This is a genomic window from Klebsiella sp. YJ, from assembly GCF_002108615.1.
Taxonomy (GTDB): Bacteria; Pseudomonadota; Gammaproteobacteria; order Enterobacterales; family Enterobacteriaceae; genus Klebsiella; species Klebsiella planticola.
The window spans coordinates 61,390-81,123 of record NZ_MTEG01000013.1; the positions used below are offsets into that span (position 1 = coordinate 61,390).

Sequence of the window (19,734 nt, forward strand, 5' to 3'; positions counted from 1 at the left end):
ATCGGTGTCCTGGGCGCCTTGCTGACGAGCATAAAAAAACCCGCGCAATGGCGCGGGTTTTATAGTCTTGCTGGAAGATGACTTAACGCTGAACGTCGCCCAACAGCCTACCGCGCATAGTGGATGCGTTTAGTAGTAGTAGGCCGGTGAAACGAGTGGTGCGAATCATTGCGTCATGCTCCAGATGAAATCGATATGCTTTTAGAGTTACTGGATACGCGTTTTGATGTCAACCCCTGATAAAGAAAAACACCTGTTTGCTGTCGGGAGGTATTAGCTAATTGTGCTGGCGATCGCGCATTTTTGCCGACGATAGTATCAGGAGGTGAAGTTGTCAGGAATGAAAGTAAACGGGCCACCGCTATTCTGTTTCATCCGGGAGGGGAAAAACGTGAATAAGTGGGAGTGTATATCGAAATGAAGTCGCCAGATTTATTGATTTTATGAACATTTTGTCTTGAGAGCATGTGAATCATCAATGATAACAGAGTATTCATTTAAAACAGACGGCGAAATAATGTGTTAATCATACTTAAATTAAAGTTAATTGCGGTGGGTGTTGTTTGTTTTTGCTAATTATGAGTACACTTTACATTATCAAGTAACGGATAGGGTTTAAGTGAGTTAGGAATTTTCCCGATAATTTAGCGGATCTGGCTTCACTTATAATTTTGATAAATTCCTAAAATGCGCGCCTGCTCTTTTGTAAATGACATATGTATGGTAAATGATATTTCCTCTATTGATTGCCGCATTTTTAAAAGGGAATTAAACGTGATGGTGGAGCTGGATATGATAATTGAAAACTCTGAGAGGACACTCCCCTCCGATGAGGAGGTCACCAAACCTCAGCTTAGAACGGTCGATCTTAATCTGCTTACCGTTTTTGATGCGGTAATGCAGGAACAAAATATTACGCGGGCGGCGCATTCGCTGGGGATGTCTCAGCCGGCGGTGAGCAATGCCGTAGCACGATTGAAAGTGATGTTTAACGATGAGCTGTTCGTGCGTTATGGGCGGGGGATCCAGCCGACGGCGCGTGCATTTCAGCTATTTGGCTCAATACGCCAGGCGCTGCAGCTGGTGCAAAATGAGTTACCGGGGTCCGATTTTGAACCGATAAGCAGCGAGCGCATTTTTAATCTATGCATTTGTAGCCCGTTAGATAACTATCTTACTTCGGTTATATTTAACAAAGTTAACGAAGTTGCACCGAATATTCATTTAATTTTTAAAGCATCACTTAATCAAAACACCGAACATCAATTACGTTATCAGGAAATAGAGTTTGTGGTTGGCTATGAGGAGTTTCGCCGCCCCGAGTTTGCCTGTGTGCCGTTGTTTAAAGATGAAATGATATTAGTCGCCAGCTGTAAACATCCGCGTATTTCCGGACCGGTAACGGAAGCAGATATTTATCGCGAAGAACATGCGGTTGTGGCTTTGGATCGCTATGCTTCGTTTAGCCTGCCCTGGTACAGCTCTGTCAATAAGCAGACGCAAATTGCGTATCAAGGGAATGCGATGGTCAGCGTACTTAATGTGGTATCACAAACCCATATGGTGGCCATTGCCCCGCGCTGGCTGGCGAGTGAGTATGCAGAAAAGCTGAACCTGCAATTATTGCCACTATCGCTAAAAGTGAATAACCGTACCTGTTTTCTTTCCTGGCATGAGGCTGCCGGAAGAGATAAAGGTCATCAGTGGATGCAAGATCTGCTGGTGCGAATTTGCCAGCGCTAAATATAGCTGTGCCTGAGCGGGAGCGGTCGCTCTCGCTTTATGTGATCAAAACCACAAAATATAGAATTTTATCCTGTTTGCCGCTCTCCGCCTGCGCGTGCAGCAAGTGAAAAATGGATGAATTTCTGTCATCAGACAATTTGTCCGAGTAATTTCAGCGCTCGCATCTTATTTATGAAGCTTTCAACCACGTTTCATATCAAATTCTTATCTTTTATTCTTTTGGTGGCTCACATACGCCTGAGGTCGCTAATTGCCTGCCCGTTGGCGAGCAGTTATGGTAAGAGCACGCAGTCCATTCACCTCAATGGCCAGGAGCCGATTCCTGGCATTGTGCGAACGCGCGGAAATTGAATTCTGCTGTCGTTAGAAACAATAAGCCTGGAGGCAAACCATGGAGATGTTGTCAGGAGCCGAGATGGTCGTCCAATCGCTTGTCGATCAGGGCGTCAAGCAAGTATTCGGTTACCCCGGAGGCGCGGTCCTCGATATCTATGATGCATTACATACCCTGGGGGGTATCGACCATATTCTGGTGCGCCACGAGCAGGCGGCGGTGCATATGGCGGACGGCCTTGCCCGAGCGACCGGGGAAGTAGGGGTTGTGCTGGTGACTTCGGGTCCGGGCGCGACCAATGCCATTACCGGTATTGCAACGGCATACATGGATTCTGTTCCGCTGGTGATTCTCTCCGGGCAGGTCGCGACTTCCCTGATTGGTTATGACGCCTTCCAGGAGTGCGATATGGTCGGCATCTCCCGGCCGGTGGTGAAACACAGTTTTCTGGTCAAGCAGACGGAAGATATTCCCGGCGTGCTGAAAAAAGCGTTCTGGCTGGCTGCCAGCGGGCGTCCGGGTCCGGTGGTTGTTGATTTACCAAAAGATATCCTTAATCCGGCGAACAAGTTGCCGTACGCGTGGCCGGATACCGTCAGCATGCGTTCTTACAATCCGACGACCAGTGGTCATAAAGGGCAAATTAAACGCGCTCTGCAGACGCTGGTAGCGGCAAAACATCCGGTGGTCTACGTCGGCGGCGGGGCGATTAACGCTGGATGTGAAGAACAGCTGCGCACCCTGGTAGAAAAACTGAATCTGCCGGTTGCCTCATCGCTGATGGGGCTCGGTGCGTTTCCGGCCACCCATTCCCAGGCGTTAGGTATGCTGGGGATGCATGGGACGTATGAAGCCAACATGACGATGCATCACTCCGATGTCATCTTTGCCGTCGGCGTGCGTTTTGACGATCGCACAACCAACAATCTGGCGAAGTACTGCCCGAATGCGACGGTGCTGCATATCGATATCGATCCGACCTCTATTTCGAAAACGGTGCCGGCGGATGTGCCGATCGTCGGCGATGCGCGTCAGGTACTGGATCAAATGCTTGAACTGCTGGAGCAGGAAGAAGCGCAGCAGCCGCTGGATGAGATCCGCGACTGGTGGCAGCAGATCGAGCAGTGGCGCGCGCGCCACTGCCTGCAATACGATACGCAAAGCGGCAAGATCAAACCGCAGGCCGTCATCGAGACTATCTGGCGCCTGACCAACGGCGATGCCTACGTCACCTCCGATGTGGGTCAGCACCAGATGTTTGCCGCCCTTTACTATCCTTTCGACAAGCCAAGACGTTGGATTAACTCAGGTGGTCTCGGCACGATGGGCTTCGGTTTGCCTGCTGCTCTCGGCGTGAAGATGGCCTTGCCGGAAGAAACGGTCGTTTGCGTGACCGGCGATGGCAGTATCCAGATGAATATTCAGGAGCTTTCCACTGCGCTGCAGTATGAGCTGCCGGTGCTGGTGTTGAATCTGAACAACCGCTACCTCGGGATGGTGAAGCAGTGGCAGGATATGATCTATTCCGGTCGCCATTCACAATCTTATATGGAGTCGCTACCGGATTTCGTCCGGCTTGCGGAAGCCTATGGGCACGTAGGGATTCGCATCAGCGAACCGCAGGAGCTGGAGTCTAAGCTGGCCGAAGCGCTGGAACAGGTGCGTAATCATCGTCTGGTGTTCGTTGATGTGACGGTGGACGGCAGCGAGCATGTGTATCCCATGCAGATCCGCGGCGGCGGCATGGATGAGATGTGGTTGAGCAAAACGGAGAGAACCTGATTATGCGCCGGATATTATCTGTATTACTGGAAAACGAATCAGGCGCCTTATCACGCGTCATCGGCCTTTTCGCCCAGCGCGGGTATAACATTGAAAGCCTGACGGTGGCCCCCACCGACGATCCGACGCTTTCGAGAATGACTATCCAGACCGTTGGCGATGAGAAAGCGATCGAGCAAATTGAAAAACAGCTGCACAAGCTGGTGGATGTCCTGCGTGTCAGCGAGCTGGGGCAGAATTCGCACGTTGAGCGTGAAATCATGCTGGTGAAAGTCCAGGCGAGCGGTTTTGGCCGTGAAGAGGTGAAGCGCAATACGGAGATTTTCCGCGGGCAAATCATCGATGTCACGCCGTCACTGTATACCGTCCAGCTGGTCGGGACCAGCGATAAACTGGACGCCTTTATTGCTTCGTTACGCGACGTTGCGCGGATTGTCGAAGTGGCACGCTCCGGTGTGGTAGGACTCTCGCGCGGCGATAAAATCATGCGCTGAGTCCCTGAAACTGACGTAAAAATAGCCCGACACAATCTGTCGGGTTATTTTTTTGCGAAATCGGTGGGAACTGTAGACAAAACCGGTTGCTGCGCTAACTATTCTGCGTTTAGATGTTATGAAAATGAATCCATAGCTGAAGAAAGGTTATGTTCTGTACTCATTACCCAAGGGGCAATTGTGAAACTGGATGAAATCGCCCGGCTGGCCGGTGTCTCGCGTACCACCGCTAGCTATGTGATTAACGGTAAAGCGAAACAGTACCGCGTCAGCGACAAAACGGTCGAAAAGGTGATGGCCGTCGTTCGTGAGCACAACTACCATCCGAATGCGGTCGCTGCTGGCTTGCGTGCAGGACGCACGCGTTCTATTGGTCTGGTGATTCCCGATCTGGAAAATACCAGCTATACCCGTATTGCTAACTATCTTGAGCGTCAGGCGCGCCAGCGCGGCTATCAGCTGCTGATCGCCTGTTCGGAAGATCAGCCTGACAACGAGATGCGCTGCATTGAGCATCTGCTACAGCGCCAGGTGGATGCCATTATCGTCTCGACGTCATTACCTCCTGAGCACCCGTTCTATCAGCGCTGGGCCAACGATCCTTTCCCGATTGTCGCCCTGGATCGCGCGCTCGATCGCGAGCACTTCACCAGCGTTGTTGGCGCCGATCAGGATGATGCCGAAATGCTGGCCGCCGAACTGCGCAAATTCCCGGGGGAAAACGTCCTGTATCTTGGCGCGCTACCGGAGCTGTCGGTCAGTTTCCTGCGTGAACAGGGCTTCCGTACCGCGTGGCATGATGATCCGCGTGAAGTGCAGTATCTGTACGCCAACAGCTTTGAACGCGAAGCGGCAGGGCAGCTGTTTGAGAAATGGCTGGAAACGCATCCAATGCCGCAGGCGCTGTTCACAACCTCATTTCCGCTGTTGCAGGGGGTGATGGATGTGACGCTGCGTCGGGAAGGGAAGCTGCCGTCCGAACTGGCTATTGCGACCTTCGGCGACAATGAGCTGCTCGATTTCCTGCAGTGTCCGGTACTGGCCGTGGCCCAGCGCCACCGCGATGTGGCGGAACGCGTGCTGGAAATTGTCCTCGCCAGCCTTGATGAGCCGCGTAAGCCAAAACCGGGGTTAAGCCGTATCCGTCGTAATTTGTATCGCCGGGGAAGTTTGAACCGTCGCTGATGCGCCAGGTTTTCGATCGCCGCATCGGCGTGTGTTGAAAAGCCGGAAAAGAGTGGCACGACTCGCCAGACGAAAGTCGTCTGGCGATAATCCGTACAAATTACCATAAAAAAGTAAATTTGAATCGCTTTCAGACAAATCCCTAAACTTCTTTACGCATTATTTTGTTTTATTCTGGAGTCGCCGCTTTCCGGCGCCCGTTAGCTATAAAAAAAGTTAAATCAGTCTTTATTTGTATTATTTTGTTACATTCATTAAGTTAATCGCTGAATTAACACTCATTTTACGGCTCATCACCCGGCCATCTCCCTGCACCCCGCGACAAGAGTGCTTCTCTGACGATAACAGGCACTGTTAACGGACATCATAATCGCCTAAAATGCCGCTCGCGTCGCAAACTGACACTTTATATTTTCCCACCGAAGATATTTTGTTGCTTTTAACTGTTACGAATTTGTTGGTTGTTTTCTTACACGTATTCATAGCGTTAATTTGCCTCGTTTGTTGATGATTATTTCATCAGGCCTAATATCGGCTGCAAATAATGGGTTTTTGATCTTCGTTGGTATTCGTGCTGGCTTGACAAGCTTTTCCTCCGCTCCGTAAACTCCTTCTGGTGGGAATTTGTGGGTTAAAGTGGCGAAAAGGGGTGAGGCTGGCATGTTCCGTGGGGCAACGTTAGTCAATCTCGACAGCAAAGGCCGTCTGGCCGTACCGACGCGTTACCGCGACGGGCTGATCGAAGACGCTTCCGGTCAACTGGTTTGTACCATTGACATTCATCACCCGTGCCTGCTGCTTTACCCCTTGCCTGAATGGGAAATCATCGAGCAAAAATTGTCGCGTTTATCGAGCATGAATCCCGTTGAGCGGCGCGTCCAGCGTCTGCTTTTGGGTCATGCCAGCGAATGTCAGATGGATAATGCCGGGCGTCTCCTGATTGCGCCGGTGTTACGGCAGCATGCCGGGCTGACAAAAGAAGTGATGCTGGTCGGACAGTTCAATAAGTTTGAACTGTGGGATGAAACGACCTGGTATCAACGGGTCAAGGAAGATATCGACGCTGAGCAGTCGTCTACCGACGCGTTGTCGGAGCGTCTGCAGGATTTGTCTCTATAACATGATGGAAAATTTTAAACACACTACGGTACTTCTGGATGAAGCAGTTAACGGCCTGAATATTCGTCCGGATGGTATCTACATTGATGGGACCTTTGGTCGCGGTGGACACTCGCGCCTGATCCTTTCCCAACTGGGAGCGGAAGGACGCTTGCTGGCTATCGATCGCGATCCGCAGGCTATCGCCGTGGCGAAGACCATCGATGACCCTCGCTTTTCCATCGTACATGGACCTTTCTCTGCGCTGGCTGATTATGTTAGTGAGCGCGGACTAACTGGCAAGATCGACGGTATTCTTCTCGATCTTGGTGTCTCTTCACCTCAGCTTGATGACGCAGAGCGTGGCTTCTCGTTTATGCGCGATGGTCCGCTGGATATGCGTATGGACCCCACACGCGGCCAGTCTGCCGCCGAGTGGCTTCAGACGGCGGACGAAGCGGATATCGCCTGGGTGATTAAAACCTTCGGCGAAGAGCGCTTCGGTAAGCGTATTGCGCGCGCCATCGTCGAGCGTAACCGTATCGAGCCCATGACCCGCACGAAAGAGCTGGCGGAAGTGGTGACGGCGGCGACGCCGGTGAAGGACAAATTCAAACATCCCGCGACCCGTACCTTCCAGGCGGTGCGCATCTGGGTGAACAGTGAACTGGAGGAGATAGAGCAGGCGCTAAAAAGCTCGCTCAGCGTGCTGGCCCCGGGCGGGCGGCTTTCGATCATCAGTTTCCACTCGCTGGAAGACCGTATTGTGAAGCGCTTCATGCGTGAGCAAAGCCGCGGTCCGCAGGTTCCGGCCGGGTTACCGATGACCGAAGAGCAGCTCAAAAAACTGGGTGGCCGTGAGTTGCGAGCACTAGGCAAGTTGATGCCGGGCGAAGAAGAGGTGGCAGAGAATCCACGGGCCCGTAGTTCAGTTCTGCGCATTGCAGAGAGGACGAACGCATGATCGGCAGAGTGACAGAAGCCTTAAGCAAAGTTAAAGGATCGTTAGGAAGCAACGAGCGCCATGCCTTGCCTGGCGTCATCGGGGACGATCTTCTGCGGTTTGGGAAGCTGCCACTCTGCCTGTTCATTTGCATCATCATTACGGCGATTACCGTGGTGACGACGGCTCACCATACCCGTCTGTTAACCGCGCAGCGTGAACAACTGGTTCTGGAACGTGACGCGCTGGATATTGAATGGCGAAACCTGATCCTCGAAGAGAACGCGCTCGGCGATCATAGTCGGGTTGAGCGGATCGCGACCGAGAAGTTGCAGATGCAACACGTCGATCCATCACAAGAAAATATCGTTGTACAAAAATAAGGATTATTGCGACGCATGAAAGCAGCGCCGAAAACGCTAAAACCAAAACGTCAGGAAGAACAGGCCAGCTTTATTAGCTGGCGTTTTGCGTTGCTGTGCGGGTGTATTTTAATCGCGCTGTGTTTCCTGCTGGGCCGCGTGGCCTGGCTACAGGTGATCAGCCCGGACATGCTGGTTCGTCAGGGTGATATGCGTTCTTTACGCGTGCAGGAAGTCTCCACCGCCCGCGGAATGATTACTGACCGCTCCGGCCGCCCGCTGGCGGTGAGTGTGCCGGTGAAGGCTATCTGGGCGGACCCGAAAGAGCTGCATGATGCCGGCGGTGTGACCCTCGATAACCGCTGGAAGGCATTGGCCGATGCGTTAAACATGCCGCTGGATCAGCTGGCATCGCGCATCAACACCAACCCGAGAATGCGTTTTATCTATCTGGCGCGTCAGGTCAACCCTGATATGGCGGATTACATCAAGAAGCTGAAGCTGCCAGGGATACACATGCGCGAAGAGTCGCGCCGTTACTACCCGTCAGGTGAAGTTACCGCTCACCTCATTGGCTTCACGAACGTGGATAGCCAGGGGATTGAAGGGGTCGAGAAGAGCTTTGATAAATGGCTGACCGGCCAACCCGGCGAACGTATCGTGCGTAAAGACCGCTATGGCCGCGTTATTGAAGATATCTCCTCTACCGACAGCCAGGCCGCGCACAATCTGGCGTTGAGTATCGATGAACGCCTGCAGGCGTTGGTTTACCGCGAACTGAATAATGCCGTGGCGTTTAACAAAGCGGAATCGGGGAGTGCGGTCCTGGTCGATGTCAGCACTGGCGAAGTGCTGGCGATGGCGAACAGCCCCTCCTATAACCCGAATAATTTCTCCGGTACGGCGAAAGACATCATGCGTAACCGCGCCATCACCGACGTGTTTGAACCGGGTTCGACGGTCAAACCAATGGTGGTGATGACGGCGCTGCAGCGCGGCATTGTGAACGAAAATACCGTGCTGAATACCATTCCTTACCGTATTAACGGCCACGAGATCAAAGACGTGGCGCGCTATAGCGAATTGACCCTGACCGGGGTATTACAGAAGTCGAGTAACGTCGGTGTCTCCAAACTGGCGTTAGCGATGCCGTCCTCAGCGTTAGTAGATACTTACTCACGTTTTGGGCTGGGAAAAGCGACCAATTTGGGGTTGGTCGGAGAACGCAGTGGCTTATATCCTCAAAAACAACGGTGGTCTGACATAGAGAGGGCCACCTTTTCTTTCGGCTACGGGCTAATGGTAACGCCGTTACAGTTAGCGCGAGTCTATGCGACGATCGGCAGCTATGGCATCTATCGTCCGCTGTCGATTACCAAAGTTGATCCACCGGTTCCCGGTGAGCGCGTGTTCCCGGAACCTCTCGTTCGTACCGTCGTGCATATGATGGAAAGCGTGGCGCTGCCCGGCGGTGGCGGCGTGAAGGCGGCCATTAAAGGCTACCGCATTGCGATCAAAACCGGTACGGCGAAGAAAGTGGGGCCAGATGGCCGCTACATCAACAAATATATTGCTTACACCGCAGGCGTTGCGCCCGCCAGCCACCCGCGTTTTGCGCTGGTGGTGGTGATCAACGACCCGCAGGCGGGTAAATACTACGGCGGCGCTGTTTCCGCGCCGGTCTTCGGTGCCATCATGGGCGGCGTACTGCGCACCATGAACATCGAGCCGGATGCGTTGGCAACGGGCGAAAAAAGTGAATTTGTGATTAATCAAGGCGAGGGAACAGGTGGCAGATCGTAATTTGCGCGACCTTCTCGCTCCGTGGGTGCCAAATGCGCCGGAGCGAATTCTGCGAGAGATGACGCTGGACAGCCGGGTGGCTGCTTCCGGCGATCTCTTTGTCGCGGTATTAGGTCATCAGGCGGACGGGCGTCGTTATATCCCGCAGGCGATAGCGCAAGGTGTTGCTGCCATTATTGCAGAGGCCAAAGATGAGGCTGCTGACGGCGAAATCCGTGAAATGCACGGCGTGCCGGTCATTTATCTCAGCCAGCTCAACGAGCGCTTATCCGCGCTGGCCGGGCGTTTTTACCATCAGCCTTCCGGGCAAATGCGCCTGATTGGCGTCACCGGTACCAACGGTAAAACCACGACCACGCAACTGTTGGCGCAGTGGGCCAACTTGCTTGGTGAAACCAGTGCGGTGATGGGAACGGTCGGCAACGGTCTGCTGGACAAGGTTATTCCGACGGAAAATACCACCGGTTCTGCAGTCGACGTCCAGCACGTGCTTTCTGGCCTGGCAGGGCAGGGCGCTACCTTCGCGGCCATGGAAGTCTCTTCCCACGGTCTGGTTCAGCACCGCGTAGCGGCGCTGCAATTTGCCGCCTCGGTCTTTACCAACCTGAGCCGCGATCACCTGGATTATCACGGTGATATGGAACATTACGAAGCGGCAAAATGGCTGCTTTATTCCACCCATCATTGCGGACAGGCTATCGTCAACGCCGATGATGAAGTGGGCCGCCGCTGGCTGGCGAAGCTGCCGGACGCGGTTGCCGTCTCGATGGAAGATCACATTAACCCGAACTGTCACGGCCGCTGGCTGAAGGCTACGGCGGTGAACTACCACGATAGCGGGGCAACCATTCAGTTTGATTCCAGCTGGGGCAAGGGCGAAGTTGAAAGCCGTCTGATGGGCGCCTTTAACGTCAGCAACCTGCTGCTGGCGCTAGCCACACTGCTGGCGCTGGGCTATCCGCTGGCTGAGCTGCTGAAAACCGCGGCTCGACTGCAGCCGGTCTGCGGCCGTATGGAAGTGTTCAGCGCGCCGGGCAAACCGACCGTGGTGGTGGATTATGCCCATACTCCGGATGCGCTGGAAAAAGCGTTACAGGCGGCACGTCTGCATTGTAACGGCAAGCTGTGGTGCGTCTTCGGCTGCGGCGGTGACCGCGATAAGGGCAAACGCCCGCTGATGGGCGCCATCGCCGAAGAATTTGCCGATATTGTTGTCGTGACCGATGACAACCCGCGTACCGAAGAACCCCGCGCCATCATCAACGATATCCTCGCTGGTATGGTTGATGCCGGACATGCGAAGGTCAAAGAAGGCCGGGCTGAAGCGGTGACGAACGCCGTGATGCAGGCTGCCGAGGGGGATGTCGTACTGGTCGCGGGCAAAGGTCATGAGGATTACCAGATTGTTGGCAATCGCCGTCTTGACTACTCCGATCGCGTCACCGTCGCCCGTCTGCTAGGAGCGGTAGCATGATTCGCTTGATGTTAAGCCAGCTCGCCGACGTGACGCGTGGCGAACTGCAGGGTCGCGATCTGGCCATCGATGAGGTCACGTCGGATACCCGTAAGATCACGGCAGGCTGCCTGTTCGTTGCCTTAAAGGGCGAGCGTTTTGATGCTCACGATTTCGCGGAGCAGGCGAAACAAGCCGGCGCCGGCGCGCTGCTGGTCAGCCGTCAGCTGGAGTGTGATTTACCTCAGGTAGTGGTGAAAGATACCCGCCTGGCCTTTGGCGAGCTGGCGGCGTGGGTTCGCCAACAGGTGCCGACCCGCGTTGTGGCGTTGACCGGTTCTTCCGGGAAAACCTCGGTCAAAGAGATGACCGCAGCGATTCTCGGCCAGTGCGGCAATACGCTCTATACCGCCGGCAACCTGAATAACGATATCGGCGTGCCGATGACGCTGCTGCGTCTGACCAAAGAGCACCAGTATGCGGTTATCGAGCTTGGGGCGAACCACCAGGGCGAAATTGCCTGGACCGTCAGCCTGACGCGCCCGGAAGCCGCCCTGGTCAACAATCTCGCTGCCGCTCATCTTGAAGGCTTCGGTTCCCTCGCGGGCGTCGCGAAAGCGAAGGGCGAAATCTTTACCGGCCTGCCGGAAAACGGCATTGCCATCCTGAATGCGGACAATAACGACTGGCTGAACTGGCAAAGCGTGATTGGCGCACGCAAGGTATGGCGTTTCTCGCCGAATGCGGCCAACAGCGATTTTGCGGCTACCCAGGTTCATGTTACCAGCCACGGGACAGAATTTACGCTGCAAACCCCGATGGGGAACGTGGATGTTCTGCTGCCGCTGCCGGGTCGCCACAATATCGCTAACGCGCTGGCGGCTGCCTCGTTGGCTATGGCGGTGGGCGCCGACTTAAATGCGGTGAAAGCCGGTCTGGCGCAGCTGAAAGCGGTGCCGGGACGGCTGTTCCCCATTACGCTCGCCGAAAATCAGCTGCTGCTTGATGATTCCTACAATGCCAACGTCGGTTCAATGACCGCCGCGGTGCAGGTGTTGTCCGAGATGCCGGGTTACCGGGTGCTGGTCGTCGGCGATATGGCCGAGCTGGGTACGGAAAGCGCAGCGTGCCATCGTCAGGTTGGCGAAGCGGCAAAAGCGGCAGGGCTTGACCGCGTACTCAGCACCGGCGCGCTGAGTGCAGAGATTAGCCGCGCCAGCGGCGTGGGCGAGCATCTCAGCGATAAAGCATCGCTGGTGGCTCGGCTCCGTGAGCTGACGGCGGAACACAAGATTATCACCATTTTAGTGAAGGGTTCACGTAGTGCCGCCATGGAAGAGGTAGTACGCGCATTACAGGAGAATGGAACATGTTAGTATGGCTGGCCGAACATCTGGTCAAATATTATTCCGGCTTTAACGTCTTTTCCTATCTGACGTTTCGCGCCATCGTCAGCCTGCTGACCGCGCTGTTCATCTCTTTGTGGATGGGCCCGCGCATGATCGCCCGTCTGCAAAAACTCTCCTTCGGTCAGGTCGTACGTAGCGACGGCCCGGAATCGCACTTCAGCAAGAAAGGCACCCCAACCATGGGCGGGATCATGATCCTGACCGCCATTGTGGTCTCTGTCCTGCTGTGGGCCTATCCGTCCAACCCCTACGTATGGTGTGTTCTGACCGTGCTGATAGGCTACGGCATTATCGGTTTCGTCGATGACTACCGTAAGGTCGTGCGTAAAGACACCAAAGGGTTGATCGCCCGCTGGAAGTACTTCTGGATGTCGGTGATTGCACTGGGCGTTGCGTTTGCGCTGTATATGGCCGGTAAAGATACGCCAGCGACCCAGCTGGTTGTACCGTTCTTTAAAGACATCATGCCTCAGCTGGGGCTGTTGTACATTCTGCTGGCCTACTTCGTGATTGTCGGTACCGGCAATGCGGTCAACCTGACCGATGGTCTTGATGGCCTGGCGATTATGCCGACCGTATTTGTGGCGGCGGGCTTCGCGCTGGTGGCGTGGGCAACGGGCAACATGAACTTTGCCAACTATCTGCATATCCCTTATCTGCGTCACGCCGGGGAACTGGTCATCGTCTGTACGGCGATCGTGGGCGCGGGTCTCGGTTTTCTGTGGTTCAACACCTATCCGGCACAGGTCTTTATGGGCGATGTCGGTTCCCTGGCCCTCGGCGGCGCGCTGGGCATCATTGCCGTGCTGCTGCGTCAGGAGTTCCTGCTGGTGATTATGGGTGGCGTATTCGTGGTGGAGACTCTGTCGGTTATTTTGCAGGTCGGTTCCTTCAAGCTGCGCGGTCAGCGCATCTTCCGTATGGCGCCGATTCACCACCACTATGAACTGAAGGGCTGGCCGGAGCCGCGCGTTATCGTGCGCTTCTGGATTATTTCGCTGATGCTGGTGCTGATTGGCCTGGCGACGCTGAAGGTACGTTAATCATGGCAGATTATCAGGGTAAAAAAGTCGTCATTATTGGCCTGGGAATGACCGGGCTGTCATGCGTGGACTTTTTCATGGCGCGCGGCGTGACGCCGCGCGTGATGGATACCCGCGTCGCGCCTTCCGGGCTGGAGAAGCTACCGGAAGAGGTAGAACGCTACGTGGGGGGCCTGAATGAAGACTGGCTGCTGGCAGCGGATCTGATTGTGGCAAGCCCTGGTATCGCGCTGGCGCATCCTGCGCTGAGCGCAGCGGCGGATGCCGGCGTGGAAATCGTCGGTGACATTGAGCTGTTCTGCCGCGAAGCGCAGGCACCGATTATCGCTATTACCGGATCGAACGGGAAAAGCACCGTGACGACGCTGGTAGGCGAGATGGCAAAAGCGGCCGGCATGAATGTCGGCGTTGGCGGCAATATCGGCCTGCCGGCGCTGATGTTACTCGATGCGGACCGCGAACTGTACGTTCTGGAGCTCTCCAGCTTCCAGCTGGAAACCACCTCCAGTCTGCGGGCGGTGGCCGCAACGATCCTCAATGTGACCGAAGATCATATGGACCGCTACCCGCTGGGTCTGCAGCAGTATCGTGCGGCCAAACTGCGGGTGTATGAAAATGCGAAAACCTGCATCGTGAATGCCGATGATGGGCTGACGATGCCGGTACGCGGCGCCGATGAGCGCTGCATCAGCTTCGGCGTTGATGTCGGCGACTATCACCTTAACCGCCAGCAGGGAGAAACCTGGCTGCGAGTGAAAGGTGAGAAGATCCTGAACGTCAAAGAGATGCACATCACCGGGCAACACAACTACAGCAACGCGCTGGCTGCATTGGCTCTGGCTGATGCTGCCGGTCTGCCGCGGGCCAGCAGTCTCAAGGCGCTGACCACCTTTACCGGTCTGGCGCATCGTTTCCAGCTGGTGCTGGATCATAACGGCGTGCGTTGGATCAACGATTCCAAAGCCACCAACGTCGGCAGTACCGAAGCGGCGCTGAACGGGCTGCATCTGGACGGTACCCTGTATCTGCTGCTGGGTGGCGATGGGAAATCCGCTGATTTCACGCCGCTGAAGCGTTATCTGGCAGGCGACAATATCCGCCTGTACTGCTTCGGTCGCGATGGCGAGCAGCTGGCGGCACTGCGCCCGGAAGTGGCGACGCAAACCGGGACGATGGAAGAGGCGATGCGCCAGATTGCCCCGCTGCTAAAGTCGGGCGATATGGTGCTGTTATCGCCAGCCTGTGCCAGCCTCGATCAGTTTAAGAGTTTCGAACAACGGGGCGATGTCTTTGCCCGCCTGGCGAAGGAGTTAGGTTGATGCGTTTATCCCTCCCGCGCCTGAAAATGCCTCAGTGGAGACTGCCGCGCCTGCCGGGGATGTTTATCTTCGCCTGGCTGTTTGCGGCGTTGAAAGGCTGGGTGATGGGCTCGCGGCAGAAAGATAACGATAGCCTGGTTATGTATGACCGGATGCTGTTGTGGTTGACGCTTGGCCTGGCCGCCGTAGGTTTCATTATGGTGACCTCGGCTTCCATGCCGGTAGGGCAGCGGTTGGCCAACGATCCTTTTCTGTTCGCCAAGCGCGACGGGTTATACATTCTTCTGGCGCTGGGCCTGGCTCTCGTGACGCTGCGTCTGCCGATGGAGTTCTGGCAGCGGCACAGTACGGCAATGTTGATTGCGTCGATCGTCATGTTGCTGATCGTCCTGGTCGTCGGTAGCTCGGTAAACGGGGCATCGCGCTGGATTGCATTGGGTCCGCTGCGTATTCAGCCTGCGGAATTTACCAAGCTGTCGCTGTTTTGCTACATCGCCAACTACCTGGTGCGTAAAGGCGATGAGGTCCGGAATAACCTGCGCGGCTTCTTAAAGCCGATGGGCGTGATTTTCGTACTGGCCATTCTGCTGCTGGCGCAGCCGGACCTCGGTACGGTAGTGGTGTTGTTCGTCACCACCCTGGCGATGCTGTTTCTCGGCGGTGCCAAGCTGTGGCAGTTCATTGCCATTATCGGCATGGGGATCTCGGCGGTGGTGCTGCTGATCCTTGCCGAACCGTACCGTATTCGCCGCGTAACGTCTTTCTGGAACCCGTGGGAAGACCCGTTTGGCAGCGGTTACCAGCTGACTCAGTCGCTGATGGCTTTCGGCCGCGGCGAAATGTGGGGGCAGGGCTTAGGCAACTCGGTACAGAAACTGGAGTATTTACCGGAAGCGCATACCGATTTCATCTTCGCCATTATCGGCGAAGAACTCGGTTATATCGGTGTGGTACTGGCCCTATTAATGGTATTCTTCGTCGCCTTTCGCGCCATGTCGATTGGGCGTAAGGCGCTGGAGATTGATCATCGCTTTTCCGGCTTCCTGGCCTGCGCCATTGGAATCTGGTTTAGCTTCCAGGCGCTGGTTAACGTCGGGGCGGCGGCGGGCATGCTGCCCACGAAAGGCCTGACGCTGCCGCTTATCAGTTACGGCGGTTCCAGTTTGCTGATTATGTCGACGGCCATCATGTTGCTGTTGCGAATTGATTATGAAACGCGTCTGGAAAAAGCCCAGGCGTTTACACGGGGTGTTCGATGAGCGGTCAGGAAAAGCGGCTAATGGTGATGGCGGGCGGTACCGGTGGACATGTGTTCCCGGGGCTGGCGGTCGCGCACCATTTAATGGATCTGGGCTGGCAGGTTCGCTGGCTCGGTACCGCCGATCGTATGGAAGCGGATTTAGTGCCGAAGCACGGCATTGAAATTGATTTTATCCGTATATCCGGCCTGCGCGGTAAAGGGCTGAAAGCGCTGCTGTTAGCACCGGTGCGGATCTTCAACGCCTGGCGTCAGGCGCGGGCGATCATGAAGCGTTTCCAGCCGGATGTTGTGCTGGGGATGGGTGGTTACGTTTCCGGCCCTGGCGGTCTGGCGGCCTGGTCGCTGGGTATCCCGGTGGTGCTGCATGAACAGAATGGCATTGCGGGCCTGACAAACAAATGGCTGGCAAAGATCGCGAAGAAGGTGCTGCAGGCGTTCCCAGGTGCGTTTCCGCATGCTGACGTGGTGGGCAACCCGGTGCGTACTGATGTGCTTGCGCTGCCGTTACCGGAACAGCGTCTGGTCGGGCGCCAGGGGGCGATTCGCGTGCTGGTGGTGGGGGGCTCGCAGGGGGCTCGCGTGCTGAACCAGACGATGCCGCAGGTGGCGGGGAAACTGGGCGCGGCGGTCACTATCTGGCATCAAAGCGGGAAAGGCGGCCAGCAGACGGTGCAGCAGGCCTATGCGGATGCCGGGCAGCCGCAGCATAAAGTGACTGAATTTATTGATGACATGGCGGCGGCGTATGCCTGGGCCGATGTTGTTGTGTGTCGTTCCGGTGCCCTGACGGTAAGTGAAATTGCCGCAGCAGGTTTACCGGCGTTGTTTGTGCCGTTTCAGCACAAGGATCGTCAGCAGTACTGGAATGCACTGCCGCTGGAGAAAGCGGGTGCAGCGAAAATTCTCGAACAGCCTCAGTTCACCGTCGATGCCGTCGTGCAGACGCTGGCTGGCTGGGATCGGGAAACACTGCTGGATATGGCGGAACGAGCGCGTAGAGCCTCGATTCCGGATGCTACCGAACGGGTAGCAGAAGAAGTGAGCGCTGCAGCACTGGCGCGCTAATCGCGGTGAATCTCACCGCCCGTATAAAGAAGTTGATGGCGTAAAGAATGAATACACAAGATCTGGCGAAACTGCGTTCCATAGTGCCCGAGATGCGTCGCGTCCGGCATATTCACTTTGTTGGCATCGGTGGTGCCGGTATGGGCGGTATTGCCGAAGTTCTGGCTAACGAAGGCTACCAGATTAGCGGTTCCGACCTGGCACCGAATCCGGTAACGCAGCAGCTGTCGCAACTTGGCGCCACGATCTATTTCAATCATCGCCCGGAAAACGTTCGCGATGCGAGCGTGGTCGTCGTTTCCAGCGCAATCTCTGCGGAAAACCCGGAGATTGTTGCCGCGCATGAAGCGCGTATTCCGGTCATTCGTCGCGCGGAAATGCTGGCGGAGCTGATGCGTTTTCGTCATGGCATCGCGATTGCCGGCACCCACGGCAAGACCACGACCACGGCGATGGTCTCCAGTATTTATGCGGAAGCAGGTCTTGATCCCACCTTCGTCAACGGTGGACTGGTTAAAGCGGCAGGCGTTCACGCCCGCCTCGGGCATAGCCGCTATCTGATTGCGGAAGCGGATGAGAGCGATGCATCGTTCCTGCATTTGCAGCCGATGGTCGCCATTGTGACCAATATCGAAGCCGATCACATGGATACCTATCATGGCGACTTTGAGAATCTGAAGCAGACCTTTATTAACTTTCTGCACAACCTGCCGTTCTATGGCCGCGCGGTGATGTGCGTCGATGATCCGGTGATTCGTGAACTGCTGCCGCGCGTTGGCCGTCAGATAACCACCTACGGTTTTAGCGAAGATGCCGACGTGCGCGTAGAGGATTACCGTCAGGTTGGCGCCCAGGGCCACTTCCGCCTGGTTCGTCAGGATAAAGAGGTGCTGCAGGTGACCCTGAATGCGCCCGGTCGTCATAACGCGCTGAACGCGGCGGCGGCGGTTGCGGTCGCGACGGAAGAGGGCATTGATGACAGCGCGATCCTGCGGGCGCTGGAAAGTTTCCAGGGAACCGGCCGTCGCTTTGATTTTCTCGGTGAATATCCGCTGGCTGAGGTTAATGGCAAAAGCGGCAGCGCGATGCTGATCGATGACTATGGTCATCACCCGACAGAAGTGGATGCCACGATCAAAGCGGCGCGCGCCGGCTGGCCGGACAAAAATCTGGTGATGTTATTCCAGCCACACCGCTTCACCCGTACGCGCGATCTGTATGACGATTTCGCTAACGTGCTGACGCAGGTTGATGCGCTGCTGATGCTGGACGTTTATTCCGCCGGTGAAGCGCCGATTCCTGGCGCCGACAGCCGTTCGCTGTGCCGTACGATTCGCGGTCGCGGCAAGGTAGATCCGATTCTGCTTTCCGATCCGGCACAGGCAGCGCAGATGCTGGCATCGGTGCTGACCGGCAATGACCTGATCCTGGTGCAGGGCGCGGGAAACATTGGAAAAATCGCCCGCCACCTGGCTGAAATCAAACTCGTGCCGCAAAAAACGGAGGAGGAGCGCCATGGCTGATAAAATCGCGGTTCTTTTCGGCGGTACCTCTGCTGAGCGCGAAGTGTCGCTCAATTCAGGGACTGCGGTACTGGCAGGTCTGCGTGAAGCTGGCGTGGATGCGCACCCTGTCGATCCGCGCGACGTGGATGTTACCCAGCTGAAAGCGCTGGGCTTTAAGAAAGCGTTTATTGCGTTGCATGGTCGCGGTGGGGAAGATGGGACCTTGCAGGGGCTGCTGGAGCTGATTCAGTTGCCTTACACCGGCAGCGGCGTGATGGCGTCGGCGATCTCCATGGATAAAGTTCGCAGCAAATTGTTGTGGCAGGGCGCGGGATTACCGGTCGCTCCATGGGTTGCGCTGACGCGTGCGCAGTTCAATGCCGGCCTGTCTGCTGAAGTGGAACAGCAGATTGCCGCACTGGGTCTGCCACTGATTGTTAAACCGGCTTGCGAAGGTTCTAGCGTCGGCATGTCGAAAGTCAGCGAAAGTTGTGCATTACATAATGCATTGACGCTGGCTTTTCAGCATGATGAAGATGTTCTGATTGAGAAATGGCTTAGTGGGCCTGAATTCACCGTCGCTATCGTCGGTGAAGAAATTTTACCGTCAATTCGTATCCAGGTGGCTGGAACCTTCTATGATTATGAGGCGAAGTATCTCTCTGATGAGACGCAATATTTCTGCCCTGGTTGTGAAGATCCTGCCCGCGAGTCAGAAATTCAGGCCCTGGTCGTTAAAGCCTGGAATGTTCTCGGTTGTAAAGGTTGGGGACGTATTGACGTGATGCTGGACAGCGATGGCCAGTTTTATTTGCTGGAAGCAAATACATCCCCTGGCATGACCAGCCACAGCCTGGTGCCGATGGCGGCGCGTCAGGCCGGGATGAGCTTCTCGCAGCTTGTTGTTCGAATTCTGGACCTGGCGGGGTGAT

General features: G+C 55.5%; 17 protein-coding genes. 16 read left to right on the forward strand and 1 reads right to left on the reverse strand.

What is annotated here, in order from left to right; all coding sequences use genetic code 11:
• Nucleotides 1-82 precede the first annotated feature (82 nt).
• Nucleotides 83-169 (reverse strand): leu operon leader peptide, encoded by an 87-nt coding sequence (gene leuL / locus BV390_RS30715; RefSeq protein WP_049267590.1) that lies wholly within the window; start codon nucleotides 167-169, stop codon nucleotides 83-85.
• Between the two features lie 605 nt (nucleotides 170-774).
• On the opposite strand from leuL, the gene leuO reads away from it, so the two are divergent.
• The 16 genes from leuO to BV390_RS14940 all read left to right on the forward strand — a co-directional run bounded on the left by leuO (nucleotide 775) and on the right by BV390_RS14940 (nucleotide 19,733).
• Nucleotides 775-1,743, forward strand: a complete 969-nt coding sequence (gene leuO / locus BV390_RS14860; protein ID WP_139155989.1) for a transcriptional regulator LeuO — start codon at nucleotides 775-777, stop codon at nucleotides 1,741-1,743.
• A gap of 394 nt (nucleotides 1,744-2,137) precedes the next feature.
• Nucleotides 2,138-3,862: an acetolactate synthase 3 large subunit gene (ilvI, locus tag BV390_RS14865; protein WP_032689489.1), complete on the forward strand. Its 1,725-nt coding sequence runs from the start codon at nucleotides 2,138-2,140 to the stop codon at nucleotides 3,860-3,862.
• 2 nt (nucleotides 3,863-3,864) lie between these two features.
• Complete coding sequence (gene ilvN, locus BV390_RS14870) at nucleotides 3,865-4,356, forward strand: acetolactate synthase small subunit (RefSeq protein ID WP_004857843.1); 492 nt, start codon at nucleotides 3,865-3,867, stop codon at nucleotides 4,354-4,356.
• 180 nt (nucleotides 4,357-4,536) lie between these two features.
• Nucleotides 4,537-5,541, forward strand: coding sequence for a catabolite repressor/activator (cra, locus tag BV390_RS14875; RefSeq protein WP_032689488.1), 1,005 nt, complete (start codon nucleotides 4,537-4,539; stop codon nucleotides 5,539-5,541).
• A 660-nt stretch (nucleotides 5,542-6,201) separates the two neighbouring features.
• Nucleotides 6,202-6,660 carry a division/cell wall cluster transcriptional repressor MraZ gene (gene mraZ, locus BV390_RS14885; protein ID WP_004857850.1) on the forward strand — a complete coding sequence of 153 codons (459 nt, stop codon included), beginning with the start codon at nucleotides 6,202-6,204 and terminating at the stop codon, nucleotides 6,658-6,660.
• 1 nt (nucleotide 6,661) lies between these two features.
• A complete protein-coding gene (gene rsmH, locus BV390_RS14890) occupies nucleotides 6,662-7,603 on the forward strand; it encodes a 16S rRNA (cytosine(1402)-N(4))-methyltransferase RsmH (RefSeq protein ID WP_004857852.1) in 942 nt (313 codons plus the stop codon).
• Nucleotides 7,600-7,965 (forward strand): cell division protein FtsL, encoded by a 366-nt coding sequence (gene ftsL, locus BV390_RS14895; protein ID WP_004857854.1) that lies wholly within the window; start codon nucleotides 7,600-7,602, stop codon nucleotides 7,963-7,965. Before rsmH ends, ftsL begins: the two co-directional genes overlap by 4 nt.
• A 15-nt stretch (nucleotides 7,966-7,980) precedes the next feature.
• Nucleotides 7,981-9,747 carry a peptidoglycan glycosyltransferase FtsI gene (locus BV390_RS14900; protein ID WP_032689487.1) on the forward strand — a complete coding sequence of 589 codons (1,767 nt, stop codon included), beginning with the start codon at nucleotides 7,981-7,983 and terminating at the stop codon, nucleotides 9,745-9,747.
• A complete protein-coding gene (murE, locus tag BV390_RS14905; RefSeq protein WP_072000033.1) occupies nucleotides 9,734-11,221 on the forward strand; it encodes a UDP-N-acetylmuramoyl-L-alanyl-D-glutamate--2,6-diaminopimelate ligase in 1,488 nt (495 codons plus the stop codon). Before BV390_RS14900 ends, murE begins: the two co-directional genes overlap by 14 nt.
• The gene (gene murF / locus BV390_RS14910; protein ID WP_085397066.1) at nucleotides 11,218-12,576 is read left to right on the forward strand and encodes a UDP-N-acetylmuramoyl-tripeptide--D-alanyl-D-alanine ligase; all 1,359 of its coding nucleotides are present in this window, start codon (nucleotides 11,218-11,220) and stop codon (nucleotides 12,574-12,576) included. The genes murE and murF overlap by 4 nt, the downstream gene beginning before the upstream one ends.
• Nucleotides 12,570-13,652, forward strand: a complete 1,083-nt coding sequence (gene mraY, locus BV390_RS14915; RefSeq protein WP_004857865.1) for a phospho-N-acetylmuramoyl-pentapeptide-transferase — start codon at nucleotides 12,570-12,572, stop codon at nucleotides 13,650-13,652. Before murF ends, mraY begins: the two co-directional genes overlap by 7 nt.
• Before the next feature lie 2 nt (nucleotides 13,653-13,654).
• Nucleotides 13,655-14,971 carry a UDP-N-acetylmuramoyl-L-alanine--D-glutamate ligase gene (gene murD / locus BV390_RS14920; RefSeq protein WP_046853098.1) on the forward strand — a complete coding sequence of 439 codons (1,317 nt, stop codon included), beginning with the start codon at nucleotides 13,655-13,657 and terminating at the stop codon, nucleotides 14,969-14,971.
• On the forward strand, nucleotides 14,971-16,230 hold the full coding sequence (gene ftsW / locus BV390_RS14925; RefSeq protein WP_004857870.1) for a cell division protein FtsW: 1,260 nt from the start codon (nucleotides 14,971-14,973) through the stop codon (nucleotides 16,228-16,230). The genes murD and ftsW overlap by 1 nt, the downstream gene beginning before the upstream one ends.
• Nucleotides 16,227-17,297 (forward strand): undecaprenyldiphospho-muramoylpentapeptide beta-N-acetylglucosaminyltransferase, encoded by a 1,071-nt coding sequence (murG, locus tag BV390_RS14930; RefSeq protein ID WP_032689483.1) that lies wholly within the window; start codon nucleotides 16,227-16,229, stop codon nucleotides 17,295-17,297. The genes ftsW and murG overlap by 4 nt, the downstream gene beginning before the upstream one ends.
• 47 nt (nucleotides 17,298-17,344) lie before the next feature.
• Nucleotides 17,345-18,820, forward strand: a complete 1,476-nt coding sequence (gene murC, locus BV390_RS14935; protein ID WP_032689482.1) for a UDP-N-acetylmuramate--L-alanine ligase — start codon at nucleotides 17,345-17,347, stop codon at nucleotides 18,818-18,820.
• Entirely contained in the window at nucleotides 18,813-19,733 is a 921-nt protein-coding gene (locus BV390_RS14940) for a D-alanine--D-alanine ligase (RefSeq protein ID WP_032689481.1), read from the forward strand. Before murC ends, BV390_RS14940 begins: the two co-directional genes overlap by 8 nt.
• Nucleotide 19,734: the final 1 nt, after the last annotated feature.

Coding starts and splice junctions, on each gene's coding strand:
- leuL (WP_049267590.1), bottom strand. CDS start 169: ATGATTCGCACCACTCGTTTCACCGGCCTACTACTACTAAACGCATCC.
- ilvI (WP_032689489.1), top strand. CDS start 2,138: ATGGAGATGTTGTCAGGAGCCGAGATGGTCGTCCAATCGCTTGTCGAT.
- ilvN (WP_004857843.1), top strand. CDS start 3,865: ATGCGCCGGATATTATCTGTATTACTGGAAAACGAATCAGGCGCCTTA.
- mraZ (WP_004857850.1), top strand. CDS start 6,202: ATGTTCCGTGGGGCAACGTTAGTCAATCTCGACAGCAAAGGCCGTCTG.
- rsmH (WP_004857852.1), top strand. CDS start 6,662: ATGATGGAAAATTTTAAACACACTACGGTACTTCTGGATGAAGCAGTT.
- ftsL (WP_004857854.1), top strand. CDS start 7,600: ATGATCGGCAGAGTGACAGAAGCCTTAAGCAAAGTTAAAGGATCGTTA.
- BV390_RS14900 (WP_032689487.1), top strand. CDS start 7,981: ATGAAAGCAGCGCCGAAAACGCTAAAACCAAAACGTCAGGAAGAACAG.
- murF (WP_085397066.1), top strand. CDS start 11,218: ATGATTCGCTTGATGTTAAGCCAGCTCGCCGACGTGACGCGTGGCGAA.
- mraY (WP_004857865.1), top strand. CDS start 12,570: ATGTTAGTATGGCTGGCCGAACATCTGGTCAAATATTATTCCGGCTTT.
- murD (WP_046853098.1), top strand. CDS start 13,655: ATGGCAGATTATCAGGGTAAAAAAGTCGTCATTATTGGCCTGGGAATG.
- ftsW (WP_004857870.1), top strand. CDS start 14,971: ATGCGTTTATCCCTCCCGCGCCTGAAAATGCCTCAGTGGAGACTGCCG.
- murG (WP_032689483.1), top strand. CDS start 16,227: ATGAGCGGTCAGGAAAAGCGGCTAATGGTGATGGCGGGCGGTACCGGT.
- murC (WP_032689482.1), top strand. CDS start 17,345: ATGAATACACAAGATCTGGCGAAACTGCGTTCCATAGTGCCCGAGATG.
- BV390_RS14940 (WP_032689481.1), top strand. CDS start 18,813: ATGGCTGATAAAATCGCGGTTCTTTTCGGCGGTACCTCTGCTGAGCGC.